This is a genomic window from Actinoplanes sp. GCM10030250 (assembly GCF_042666575.1).
Lineage (GTDB): Bacteria > Actinomycetota > Actinomycetes > Mycobacteriales > Micromonosporaceae > Actinoplanes.
Map to the genome: position 1 here is coordinate 591,898 of NZ_JBHTDO010000001.1, position 12,440 is coordinate 604,337.

The 12,440-nt window shown below is 64.4% G+C and carries 8 protein-coding genes; 6 read left to right on the forward strand and 2 right to left on the reverse strand.

Going from position 1 to position 12,440, the window contains the following annotated elements; translation table 11 throughout:
- Positions 1 to 5: 5 nt before the first annotated feature.
- The 4 genes from ACFQV6_RS02660 (at position 6) to alaS (ending at position 4,740) form a co-directional block, all read left to right on the forward strand.
- The gene (locus tag ACFQV6_RS02660; RefSeq protein WP_378025773.1) at positions 6 to 575 is read left to right on the forward strand and encodes an LOG family protein; all 570 of its coding nucleotides are present in this window, start codon (positions 6 to 8) and stop codon (positions 573 to 575) included.
- Positions 569 to 1,111, forward strand: coding sequence for an orotate phosphoribosyltransferase (locus tag ACFQV6_RS02665; RefSeq protein WP_378025650.1), 543 nt, complete (start codon positions 569 to 571; stop codon positions 1,109 to 1,111). The genes ACFQV6_RS02660 and ACFQV6_RS02665 overlap by 7 nt, the downstream gene beginning before the upstream one ends.
- Entirely contained in the window at positions 1,108 to 1,863 is a 756-nt protein-coding gene (locus tag ACFQV6_RS02670) for an HAD family hydrolase (RefSeq protein ID WP_378025651.1), read from the forward strand. The genes ACFQV6_RS02665 and ACFQV6_RS02670 overlap by 4 nt, the downstream gene beginning before the upstream one ends.
- A 213-nt stretch (positions 1,864 to 2,076) precedes the next feature.
- A complete protein-coding gene (alaS, locus tag ACFQV6_RS02675; protein ID WP_378025652.1) occupies positions 2,077 to 4,740 on the forward strand; it encodes an alanine--tRNA ligase in 2,664 nt (887 codons plus the stop codon).
- Between the two features lie 139 nt (positions 4,741 to 4,879).
- Here the strand turns inward: alaS and ACFQV6_RS02680 are convergent, their stop codons facing one another.
- Positions 4,880 to 6,601: a hypothetical protein gene (locus ACFQV6_RS02680; protein WP_378025653.1), complete on the reverse strand. Its 1,722-nt coding sequence runs from the start codon at positions 6,599 to 6,601 to the stop codon at positions 4,880 to 4,882.
- A gap of 736 nt (positions 6,602 to 7,337) precedes the next feature.
- Here ACFQV6_RS02680 and ACFQV6_RS02685 point away from each other — a divergent pair.
- Complete coding sequence (locus ACFQV6_RS02685) at positions 7,338 to 8,582, forward strand: hypothetical protein (protein ID WP_378025654.1); 1,245 nt, start codon at positions 7,338 to 7,340, stop codon at positions 8,580 to 8,582.
- A gap of 990 nt (positions 8,583 to 9,572) precedes the next feature.
- Here the strand turns inward: ACFQV6_RS02685 and ACFQV6_RS02690 are convergent.
- Entirely contained in the window at positions 9,573 to 10,844 is a 1,272-nt protein-coding gene (locus ACFQV6_RS02690; protein ID WP_378025655.1) for a hypothetical protein, read from the reverse strand.
- 495 nt (positions 10,845 to 11,339) lie between these two features.
- Here ACFQV6_RS02690 and ACFQV6_RS02695 point away from each other — a divergent pair, with 495 nt between their 5' ends.
- Entirely contained in the window at positions 11,340 to 12,215 is an 876-nt protein-coding gene (locus ACFQV6_RS02695) for a hypothetical protein (RefSeq protein ID WP_378025656.1), read from the forward strand.
- Positions 12,216 to 12,440: the final 225 nt, after the last annotated feature.

Sequence of the window (12,440 nt, forward strand, 5' to 3'; positions counted from 1 at the left end):
CCGCCATGACCTCTGGTGATATCGGCCCGCGTAGTGCCGTGTTCTTCGGTGGCTGCATCCCGGCGTCGCCGGACGAGGAACACCTTGCCCATGACGTCGGCGCCATGCTCGCCGTACACGACTTTGTGCTGCTGCACGGCGGCTACAACGGCCTCATGGAACACGCCGCGAAAGGTGCCGCCGAGCACGGCGGATCCGTCGCCGCAGTCACCCTCGACGGAATGCAATGGGGTGAGTTCAACCCACACGTCACCGAGGCCCGACTCCTGGCGACGATGGGTGAGCGCATGCACGCCTACCTCGACGAGGCTGACATCGTCATCGCGATGGCCGGCGGTATCGGCACCTTGCATGAGATGACCGCCGCGATCTGGTACGCAGGCAACATCCGGCCCGTGCCCGTGGTGATCGCCGGGGCCACCGCGCAGCGACTCACCGCGTTCCTGCGCTTCCAAGGGTGGATCTACGCATCCCCGACGCGACCGCTGGGTTTCCTGCACGAGATCAGCGACAGCGCCGACCTCGCCCGACTGCTCACACGACCGGGTAGCACCCATCGGAGCGAACCATGCTGAGCACCACGGCGTTGGTCGAGCGGGTCATCACCGTCGGCACCGTGACCGGCCGCTATACCCTCCCGAACGGAAGCATCCTCACGTCGTACTTCGATGAGTACCGCATAGCGGCAGACCCTGACCTGTTGGCCCAGACCGGACGGGCACTGGCCGCGCTGCTGCCGCCGGATGTGGATGCCGTCGCCGGGCTGGAGCTGGGCGGGGTCCCGTTCGCGCTCGCGGTTTCGGCAGCTACCGGCCTCCCAGTAGCCCTGGTCCGCAAGACGGAGAAGCCGTACGGCACCCGTCTACAGGTCGAGGGTCAGCCCGCGTCCGGGGCGCGGGTGGCAATGGTGGACGACGTGATCCGCTCCGGCGGGCAGATCCTGATCGCCGCCGCCGCGCTCCGCAATGCCGGAACCCTGCCGACGGCGGCTGTCGCGATCCTCATCCGCCGAGGCGGAGCGAAGACTCTGCTGGCCGGCCACGGGATCACCGTTACCGGCGTCGTGGACGAGACCGCAACGAGGCCCCCGCCGTCACTGAGACCATCATGATCCACGCCGTTCTCTATGACCTGGACGGAGTCATCGTGGACAGCCGGACTACGGTGATCGACACCCTGCAAGACGTCGCCCGTACGGCGCTGGGCACCACACCACCACGCGAGCAGGTCCAACACCTGGCTTACCTGCCGCCGGTTCGTGCCCTTGCCGCCCTTGGCGTCCACCATGCCGCCGAAGTCTTCGACGCTCATTTCGACGCCGCCTACGCTCGCCACGTCCACAAGGCTGCCCTGGTGCCGGGAATAACCGCAGCGATGTGGCGCATCCGGATTGCCGGATGCAGGCAAGCCATCGTCACGCTGCAACGCCGCCGCCGGGTCAACCTGCTCGACCTGGGCGAGGTCCACGACCTCGTGGACACGATCGTGTGCTTCGAGGACGCCCCGCCCAAACCCGCCCCCGATCCGATTTGGCTGGCCCTGGATCGGCTCGGCGTCGCCACCGACCAGGCGTGCTTTGTCGGCGACACTGCCTCCGACATCCGGGCTGGCCATGCCGCTGGTGTGCGCACCGGCGGCGCGTTATGGGGCTACCGAGACGCGGACGCGCTCACCGAGGCGCGGGCGGACCTGCTACTCCTCGAGCCCGTCGACATCGTGGCGATGGCGCTGGGCCGCCCGCCGGTCACGGTAGGCTACGATTTCCAACGGCACCGCGCGATCCGGGATCAGCCCGTAGACAGCGGTGGGCACGACGGCAGAGCGGATACACGCGGGCATGGGCATGGTGGGGCGGCGAGCTAGCTGCGCCGAGCTGGGGAACGAGGCTTACGTCCTCGCTTGACCCCTCGGCCTGGCTCGGCGTGACCTGACTTCATCCCACCGTTGTAGCCCTAGCGAACTGTGCCTGGACGAACACCGGCGAGGACCCCCGCACCCCCTGTGTTCCTCTGCGGAATGGCTGGTGCGGGGTTTCCAGGTGCGCTCGCGATCCCGTTGCCCATGTGAGGCCCTGCTATGCGTTCCACCGAGATCCGTCGTATCTTCTTCGACTACTTCACCAGCCGCGGGCATACCCGGGTGCCGTCCAGCCCGCTCGTGCCGGACGACCCGACCCTGCTGCTCGCCAACGCCGGCATGAACCAGTTCAAGCCCTACTTCCTCGGCGAAGTCCCGCCGCCGTACCCGCGTGCCGTGTCGGTGCAGAAGTGCGCGCGGACCTCCGACATCGACAACGTCGGTCGTACGACCAGGCACGCCACGTTCTTCGAGATGCTGGGCAACTTCTCCTTCGGTGACTACTTCAAAGGCGAGGTCATCACCTACGCCTGGGAGCTGCTCACCGAGCACTACCGGCTCGACCCCGACCGGCTGTGGATCACCGTTTACCAGGACGACGACGAGGCCGCCGACCTGTGGCGACAGGTCGGCGTACCGGCCGAACGGATCCAGCGTTTGGGTATGGACGACAACTTCTGGTCCATGGGCGTACCCGGCCCCTGCGGACCGTGCTCGGAGGTCTGCTACGACCGTGGCCCAGCCTTCGGCCCCGCCGGCGGCCCCGAGGCCAACGGCGAGCGTTACCTAGAAATCTGGAACCTGGTGTTCATGCAAAACATGCGCGGACCCGGGAACGGCAAGAACGACTTCCCGATCGTCGGGGAACTGCCGAACAAGAGCATCGACACCGGGCTTGGCCTGGACCGCATCGCCGCGATCTTGCAAGGCGTTGACACCGTCTGCCAGACCGACCTACTTGCCCCCACCCTCGCCACCGTCGAACGTCTCGCCGGTCGCCCGTTCCCCGGCCACGACGGCAGCGACGAGTCCGTGTCGTTCCAGGTCGTGACCGAGCACGCCCGCTCTACGGCGTTCCTCATCACTGACGGGGTGCTGCCCTCCAATGAGGGCCGCGGCTACGTCCTGCGTCGGCTGATGCGCCGAGCAATCCGCCACGCCCGCTCCCTGGGCATCGACGGGCCGGTCCTGGCAGACGTGGGCACCAGCGTCATCGACAACCTCGGTCAGGACTGGCCCGAGCTGCAAGCACAGCGGTCCTTGATCCTCGCGGTCGTCACCCGGGAGGAGGAAACGTTCGGCACGACGCTGCGCCAAGGCACCCGCCTGCTCGACGCCGCCATCGCCCGCACCCGCGCCACCGGTACGAACCGGCTGGCCGGAGAGACCGCGTTCGAGCTGCACGACACCTACGGCTTCCCCATCGACCTCACCCTCGAAGCCGCCCACGCCGCCGGACTCACCGTCGACTCCGACCGCTACGCCGACCTCCTGGACGAGCAACGACGACGGGCGAAGACGAGCGGCAAGGGTAAGACCGCGGACGCCATGCGCCGTCAGGACACCTACCGCGCACTGCTCGCCGAACACGGCCGTACCGAATTCATCGGCTACACCCATACCAGCGCAGACACGGATCTGCTGGCCCTGCTCCGCCAGGGCAGAGCGGTAGAGGCGGCCGAGCGAGGCCAGGAGGTCGAGATCGTTGTCGCCCGCAGCCCGTTCTACGCCGAGTCCGGCGGGCAGGTGGGCGACACCGGCACACTCACCACCAGCGACGGCGCCACCATCGACATCACGGACACCCGCAACGGACTCGATGGATTCCAGATCCTCACCGGCATGGTCACCGCCGGGGAAGCCCGTACCGGCCGCGCCGCCCGCGCCGTCGTAGACCCCCACCGCCGGGCAGCCACCGCCCGCTCACACTCCGCCACGCACGTGCTCCACTCGATGCTACGCCGCAGCCTCGGCGACCACGCCCGCCAGCAAGGTTCCCTGGTAGCACCCGGTCGTTTTCGGTTCGACTTCGCGCACTTTGCGCCCGTCGAACAAACCCAGCTCAACACCATCGGCGTCCTGGTCAACGACTACCTTCTGGACGACCCTGAGGTGCGCGTCTGGCATGCCACCCGGGCCGAGGCCGAAGCAGCCGGTGCGACCGCGTTCTTCGGCGACAAGTACGGCGACCACGTCCGCATCGTCGATATCGGCGACGCCTCCCGCGAACTATGCGGCGGCACTCACGTCGGCCACGGCACCCAAGCCGGACCCGTCCGCATCCTCGGCGAATCCTCCATCGGCGCCGGCCTACGCCGCATCGAGGCCCTCACCGGCAGCGACGCCCTCCGGCACGCCGACCACGAACGCCGCCTCCTCGGGGAGATCACTCAACTCGTCGGTGCCCGTCCAGACGACATCATCGACGTCCTAACCAAGCGACTCGCCGCGCTGGCCGACGCGGAGAAAGCTCTAGCCGACCACCGCCAAAAGGAACTGGAGGCCATCGAGAGCCGCCTCGCCAAGCAGCGCCGCACCATTGACGGTCGCACGCTCGTAACGGCCGTGATCAACGATGTGACAGCGGCCGAACTGCGCACCCTAGCCTCAGCCGTCCTGCGCCACCTGCCCGCCGACACCGCTGCGGGAGTCATCCTCGCCGCCCTAACCAACGGGAAGGCGCAACTCACCGCAGCGATCAACGATCAATTACACGCTCGGGGCGTGCAAGCACGCGACCTGCTGATCGAGGCGGCCAAGATGATCGGCGGCGGAGCGGGCGGAACCGGACCGCTGGCCAGCGCTGGAGGACGCAACGCCGAAGCGCTCCACGGTGCGCTCGGGCAGGCCGAAGCCGCGCTGATCACAGCGATGCGGACGTAAGGGCCGGAACGTCGCGCCAACTCAGGCATGACGAAGGCCCCGGGTGCCCGGGGCCTTCGGAGGTCTGAGACGTGCCCCGGCAGGGCGCCAACCTGTAATCGCCGCGTCCGGCCAGCGATGCACTGCATCGTCCGAGCAATCAGCCGAGAAGCCGGCCGAGGATCAGCGCCTGCAGGTCGAGATCGTCTAGCTGGCGGCCGGCGGCGAACCGCTCCTCAAGTGCCATGACGTCCTCGTCGCCCGGGGAGCACTTCACCGCCCGGTCGATCGACGCGTGGGCTAACGTAGGTGCGCCGTCGTCCAGTAGGCGTTGCGCGACGAGCGCCCAGAGCGCGGCGTCTACTCGCGGGGGCAACTCGACGGGCTGGCGCCGGCGCATGTCCTCGTACCGTTGCTCGGCGAGATCACATAGGTCGTCCGTGGACCACGGTGGGGTACAGCCGAGCAGAACTCCGGCGGTGAACGCGAATATGCTCGGTTCCTGAAGTTCTGTGAGTGCCGCCGTAAGCACCTCGTCGGGCGCGGGACGGTGGAACTGGGGTTCCATCAGCCGGTGCCACAGCAGGTAAATGGCCAGCATCGGCTCGCGGACCGCACGCTTGCGGTGCGTGGCCAGCATGCGTTCGATGCGTTCGAGCACCGGGCGCATGTCGACGCGTAGCTGTTCGTCGCGTCCGGCCAGGACCTCAATGACGTAGCCGAAGAATTCACCGGCGCTGGCGGCAGCGGTGGACTTCGTCATTGCTTCAAAGTTTCCAAGGTATAGCTCCGGAGCCAACCGGACCTGGATGACGTTGGGTAGGTGATCACGCCATCGGTAGGTGCGGTCGAGTTCGGTCGAGCCGCGCTGGGCGAAGGTCCTGACTACGTGCCGCGCCAGCCGGTTGAGGCCCTCGTGCGTGAGTATCAGCCCGACGCCAGGCACATCGACAGTGTGGGCGCCGCCGGCATGCAGCCAAGTCTCCCGGCGCAGTTCCCTGAGCTCGTGGACTCTTTTCGAACGGGTGGTGTACGACTGGGCGACCAGCAGCGGTAGGGCGGGCTCGGTCACGGGCCGGACCACACCGACGGCTTCCTCGCGGAAGAAGCTGGGGCGGATGTGGCTATGCATGAACGCCTTGTAACGCGCGGCGACGCCCGCCTTTTCCGCCTCCATTATCGCCGAGCGCATCTGTTCGGCTTGTTCTCTGGTCAACTTGGCCAGCACCGGGTCGAAGATCTTCTTCTTCTCGTGCGGGTAACGGTCCCATCCCGCATTAGGGACCTCGGTGTCTACCGATAGAGATTCCAGCGCTGCGACGTAGTCGGTGTAGGCAAGCGTGGGGTCTTCGGCGACCTGCTCGCTGGCGTTGACGATGCGGCGTATTGCTCTCATCGCCTGTTCATACGCCCTGCGGTTGAGCGCGAGCAGGCTCGTTGTGAAGGCGAGCAGAGCCTCGACGTCGGTAGCACGCAGTATCAGGCGCGGAGTGAACGTGCGGGGCAGGACGTCCGCGGGCACCAACCGTCGGGTTGAGCCCGAGGGCTTTTTGATCAGGCGGTCGGCCTTCTCCCGGATCGGCGTGAACGTAGCGTTCAGAGCAAACGACAGTACAACGGCTAGATCATCAGCGATCTCGTCTCCACCAGTTGAAATCATGAAGTCCTCGGTGCCGTCGGGCATGACGGCTTCCAACCGCTCGGTGTATTCAAGCAAGACGGTGTTCACGAGCTCTGTGTCAGTCGCCGGTGTCAGGTTGCCTACGGGCAGGTCGACTGGCCCGACGACCGAGAAGTCTGCGTTGGTGTACAGGGTCCGCCGATGCTCCGTCGCGTTCAGCGCGACGTCACGGAAGTACATCCCCGTGATGACCTGGAGCATCCCAAAATGATCGCATGATGCCGCTGGCCACCCGATGTCACACGTATGGATGACGCCGCTGGCCCACGCGGTCGTGGGCGGTGCGTCGGTCGCTCGGCTTCAGCACAGGCCAGTCTTGAGAGCTGCGGCGCCCGCCGCACCGGCAACGCTGGTCCGGCGGGCGCCGGGGTCCGATTAGTTGCCCTCGCCGATGCCCTCGCGGATCCAACGTACGAAGGCGCATACGGCGCCCGAGGCCGCGCTGGCGACGGTCGCGAGTCCCACTCTCGCCCTCAGCCCTCCGGATGCAGATGGTCTGTCCAGCCCCGCCCCCTACACCCTTGGCGACCTGCCTCCGCTGCCGGCATGTCAATCTCCGGGGTGCGCACCGCATACGCGCATCGCGACGTCGACGCTGTCGCCAGCGCGACCGGGGTTAAGCCGAGGGAGTGACGCGAGCCGGACGACGGCGTCGAACAGACCGGTGAGGTGCTGGCGTGAGCGCGGCGGCGTGCACGTGCCCGGATCCACTGGGCGCGGCTCTACACCGTGATCAAGGGCGTGCGGTATGCGGTCGAGCCGAGGGTGGCCGACATGGCGACCAGCATGCTGTTCCGCGCCTGGTGCGCTGGATCAGTCCGTGCGAGCGGCCTGCGCATCTGAGCGACGCTTAAATCGTCACCAAAGCAAAGGGCGGACAGGGTGCTGCGCCCAAAGTGGGTAGGTCCTGCAGGCGAGCCGCTGCCATGATGGTCGCATGTCCACCCAGGATCCGATCATCCGCGACCAGGTGTGGCGCGCCGTTGACCCCACCGGCGAGAACCGCACCCTGATCAACGCCGTGATTCATGGCAGCCATGATGTCCCCGATTTCCTGCATCGCGTAGGGGTGGACGTTGCCGAGTCGTGGGGGCATCTTGCCGCCGTCGGCGTTGGGTACCGCACGTCCGTCGAGCGGCTCGCGGCTGCCGTCCGGGTTCTCGGGCCGCGAGGCTGGGCCGTTATGAGGATGGACGCGGAGGCAGTGCGTCACGCAGTCGAGGTGGCTGAATCCGGCCGGGGCGACGAGGCCGATGGTCTGCTGGCTGACCAATGGGATGGCGACGGAGCGGGGCGCATGAAGCTGATCTGCGACCGGGTCGCAGGCATGGGTGCCGCCGATCCGGAACTTCACCGTTTGTTCCGCGAGCGCGCCCGGCTTCTCGGACTGGCTAGGGACCACCACCTGGCAGGCCGGTACGACGCCTCGATCCCGCTCCTCCATGCGCACCTGGAGGGCGTCGTCATGGATGTCACCGGGGGCAAGAAGTTCTTTACGAAGGGATCGCAAAAGGCGGATCTGCTAGATCCCGAACAGTTGGTCAGCATCGAGGCGTGCCTGATCGCTCTCCAGGCTACCTACGGACAGGATGTAAGGGAGACGCAGACTGCGGGAAGTCTCTCTCGCCACGGCATACTCCACGGTCGAGAGCTCGCCTATGACACCCGCGTCAACTCGGCCAAGACATGGTCGGTCCTGGACGCTCTTGTGGAGTGGGCGCTGCCGAAGGCCCGCGAGATTGTTCAGGCGCGCAAGATGGAGCGACAGGTCCGGAACGCTGGAAGCCAGGACTTGGACGAGCGAGGGCGGCGGGTCGACGACCGGGAGTTCGACGAGACCCGAGATGCTCTTCGTCTGCTGGGAACCTCAGCGATGGGGTGGCACCGCCGGCAAGGAAGTTTCCGCGCTGACTTAGTGGCTGGGGTCTACGACGCTGCCGACTTCGGAAAGCGAGGGTTGCCTGAGGATCATGGAATCCAGCAGCGGGTACGGGGTGATGGTAGCGAGGTCATGTACTGGCGCGTGACTGCCTCGGGATGGGTGCTCGGGCTCGCGCTCGCCACGGACGGGGACAGGTTCGGGGAGTACCTCTACGCTGCCGCAGACCCGCCCAGCGGGCTGCCGTCTGAAGGGGCAGAAGGCTGGGGCCGACTCGATGAGAATCCGTCGGACTGGACGTAGCCGGGTACGGACGTTCGCGCTCCGGTGCGGAGAGCGGTACGCCAGGTGGGCCAAAGCCATAACGAAGGGCACCTCGATCCTTGACGGCTGCCTGCGGCCGAGCCTTTCAGTTGCTGTACTGGCGCTGAACAAGCAGTGGCTAGACGCCTGGAACGCGGCCTATTTGTTTCATTCCAGTACGACCCCAGCCCGGCCATGCGGTGGGATCGCTCCCTCGCGTTAATCCCCGGTGGGGCGAAATTTCCTGTCCGTCCAGCAGGTCCGCGCCTTGCTTAATGAGGACGCGCCCCGCTGATACGGACTGCGGCAGATCCGCGCATCTGACCTAAGAGCCGCGCAAGGCCACAAGTCCAGTTCGACCGAGCGGTCGGCCGGCATGCAGGCCTGCTTCGGTTGGCTGCCGGGCCAATTCGCGTCCACGCGCGAGATAGGCTCGCCTGTCAGCTTTGGAGGTGTATATGCCCACCCGCGTCGCTTGGGCCACGCTGCAGGCCGCCGAGACGGAGCACGTGATCTCGGTGATGCTCTGCCGGGAGAATCCGTCCGCGATGCGGATCCGTCCGTTTCAGGACGGTAGGGAGGTTAGGTCCGTTTCGGGGAGAGGGTGATCACTCCTGGTCCGATCTTGGTCAGAATTCTGCGGGTGACCATGCGTTTGAGGCGTTCGGGCGCCTTCGACCTGTTTCGCAATGGGGCGACGCCGACGGCAAGGTAGATGTCCTTGGCGCGCATCGCGGCGGGGTTGGCGGCGAGGACGGCCAGTATTTGTTGATACGGGGCACTGGCGATGGTCGGGGCATCAGCGGTGAACTGGTCAGCGGCAAGTTGTTGCAGGGCCGTGCGAGTGGTCTTCAGGTCGGCCCGTTCGCTGTCGAGGCGGGCCAGTTGGGCGGTGAGCGCGGTGATCTGCTCGCGGAGCCGGTCAGCGGCCTGGCTTGCGGTGCTCTCCCACTCGACGATCAGGTCGAGCGGATCGCGGCTAGAGTAACTTCAGAATGAGCCAAGTTCATTGATCAAGTGATCAATGATCAGCTGCATGCCGGACCAATCTTGAGAATGAACTAGGGCTGGATCTGCATGTGCCGCCTGGAGCTTGTGCCGGAACGCGCGTTGAATCGCGCTTTTGTCGAGCACTTCTCCTTGGTAGGCCTTGACCTTTCCCATATAACCCTTCCACTGAACTCGACGCTGTAGCCCGCTGGCGTCCAAGAGTACGTCTGCGCCGAGGTAGAGTTCGATGGACCCGGCTAAGCGGTTGACGTTCATGGTCGCTTGCCCTTGAGGGCCAAGAGTGGGGTAGGCGGCAGCTTGTGCGAGATCGGGATAGTGCGTGACCCGATAATGGTCGGGTAGCCGAGTGGATTCTAGTGCCATAACGGCCTCGTAAGCGGCGCTGTCATTGTCGAAGATGGCGACAATTCGGTTAGCAACGCCGGCGGCGGCAAAGGATTTGAGCGTTCGGACCGCCGCGGCGGCACCTCCTTCGGCCCCTGTGTCGTAGTCCAGGAATTTGACGAATGGAACAAGGTGCGGTCGGAGCAATGCGATTGTGTCTCTTAACACGAACGCGTCGAAGCTGCCCTCAGTAATGATGATTGGTGGTCCCACTCCCTCTCCATGATTCAGATCGACAGATCCGAAGGAATCGGCTTTGCCCTCATCGTAGCTGGGTTCTATCCAGTTGTTTTCTACAAGCTCCCAGCCATCAACCGCAACTAGTGCAGTGTCCTCGGCCGCTTCAACAATCGCGCGCACCACAATCCGCTCATCCCAATCCTGAAAGATCGCGAGGGGTCCAATATCCCTCAGGTTAGAGGAGCCATTCGCATCATTGTTTCGCATCTTCCTCTGCACATGCTCTTTGACGTCCACCTTCCAGTCTTCGTGGGGCCAGTCTTCGAGCGTGAGTGGATCGCCTATGCCGTCCTGACTATCAGGTCCCACTACTTTGTAAAGTCCAGACGCGCCCTCGCTGAGAATCTGCTTATACAACCAGCGCACGAGCGCTTCGCCGTATCCGAGTACGTCGAGTCGTTCCTTAATGGAACGCGCCGGTGCCATGAAGACCGGCAGCTCCAGCTCGGAGATGTCGTCTTCGAAAGGATCACCACCGTAGGCGCCAACCGTATATGGCAAGGCGTCTTGACCTTGGAGGGTCCGCAAGTCGGTTAGCGGGAAGTAGTAGACCGTTTCGGGATGGAATTCATTCCGAAAAGAGAAGACTTCCTTGCCATCAATATAGATGCTTTTGTACGTACTCATACCTACTCTCCGCTCAACGGATTATGGCTTCGAGGTTACGGGAGGCGTCTGCTGGGTTCCAGGTGTCGCGGTCACACCCGTTGGCACGGCTCGGCAGCCACCCGTTATACCGATGCCAGCGGCCAACCCCTCCCACGCGCCGTCGTGCGGCGCGGGCCGATCCGCAGGGACGGCTGCATGTTTAGTGCGTCCAACAAATGAGCTTGCCGGGAGCGTATGACTTGGACGTAGAATAATGCCTGGAGACACTGGCCGTCATCGGCGCGGTGGGAGCCTCACTTCGCATGATTTGTTGAGCGGAGGATAATGGGTTGGCGGACAGTTCAATTCCGAATAGCGGCTCCGCCGAGTCGCGCACTATTATCATGGGTTCGCGAGTTCGCCGCCTACACGAGATGGCGCCGGGCTGATACCTCGATAGGCCGAGAGGCCGAAGATGGAGACGTCTGGTTTGCCATCACCATTGAAGGCAATAGCGGCTTCCTGAGCGCGTGGATGGATGATTTCGCTGATACTGCCGTTACAATTGCCATGGATATCGCACCCCAAGACTCCCAGCTGATAGCGATTGCCGTCGATGCAGGCGATCAGCTGCGCGAACAAAAGGGCGTAGATGAGCCTGGCGAGATTGTCTTTCTGCCAACCCGAGCTTCACGTGAAGGGTTTGAACGACTAAGGGGTGAGACGTCGCTGGAGGCTCTATTGCAGGAGCTTTCAATCCACGAGCGTCGGCTCGCGGCGGACTTGAAGAACTTTAACAACGCCGTCGGCCCAAGGGCATGGAACAAGCGCCAGCAAGTTCAGTTTGTGGCGCGCATTGACGCCCTGGCGATCATAAATTGCGCTCGGAGAATGGAGAGGATCGCGCGGGACCTGCACAAGCGATTGAACAATAACGGGCACATAATCGCCGCCCTGAGGACATTCAGTCAAAAGACCTTCCATGTTACAGATTTGCGCAATATCTCAGAACACCTAGATGAGTATGCCGTCGGCGCCGGAAAGATTGATGGCGCGGCGATGGTTGAGCCTGGCGATGTCTTCGAAATTGTGATTGAACGGGAAGATGTCGTATTGGCAGCGCGCTCGCGCAGCGCCAGAATACTAAGTGTTGCATCGGCGGTTCGGGATTTGTGTCGGTGCGTTCAAGACACTACGAAAGCCCGCTTTATGGAACTCACTTGGGCTGACGGCGTCAACTTCGACTTCGCAATTATTGAAGAGGACGGAACGGCGCGCATCCTTCGTGAAGATGAATACCCGCCCGGCCTCCTCGACGCTAAAGCCGACATGGCTCACGCTACCAAAAGCGGTATACCATTCTCCCAGCAGGTTCGCGGTTACTGTCCGCATTGCGGGTCTCCGCTGTAGCCGCTGGGCTGGCCTTCACGGATGCAGGCGTCATGGGACTTGCGGAGACAACCGCTCAGGAAGGCCGCGTCGGCCACTTGAACTCGCTACATACGCGCTCACATCGGCTACTTGTCCGGAAACGCGATCATGGCTGGGCCGTCCATCCCGACTACGGTTGGTGACCGCGAACTGCGGTAGATGCTTCGCTGATGGGAGCAGCGCGATGGTAAGACGGACTCTTTT

Bases quoted from the DNA above. Each gene is read 5' to 3' on its own strand.
- ACFQV6_RS02660 (WP_378025773.1), top strand. From the start codon at position 6: ATGACCTCTGGTGATATCGGCCCGCGTAGTGCCGTGTTCTTCGGTGGC.
- ACFQV6_RS02665 (WP_378025650.1), top strand. From the start codon at position 569: ATGCTGAGCACCACGGCGTTGGTCGAGCGGGTCATCACCGTCGGCACC.
- ACFQV6_RS02670 (WP_378025651.1), top strand. From the start codon at position 1,108: ATGATCCACGCCGTTCTCTATGACCTGGACGGAGTCATCGTGGACAGC.
- alaS (WP_378025652.1), top strand. From the start codon at position 2,077: ATGCGTTCCACCGAGATCCGTCGTATCTTCTTCGACTACTTCACCAGC.
- ACFQV6_RS02680 (WP_378025653.1), bottom strand. From the start codon at position 6,601: ATGCTCCAGGTCATCACGGGGATGTACTTCCGTGACGTCGCGCTGAAC.
- ACFQV6_RS02685 (WP_378025654.1), top strand. From the start codon at position 7,338: ATGTCCACCCAGGATCCGATCATCCGCGACCAGGTGTGGCGCGCCGTT.
- ACFQV6_RS02690 (WP_378025655.1), bottom strand. From the start codon at position 10,844: ATGAGTACGTACAAAAGCATCTATATTGATGGCAAGGAAGTCTTCTCT.
- ACFQV6_RS02695 (WP_378025656.1), top strand. From the start codon at position 11,340: ATGGATGATTTCGCTGATACTGCCGTTACAATTGCCATGGATATCGCA.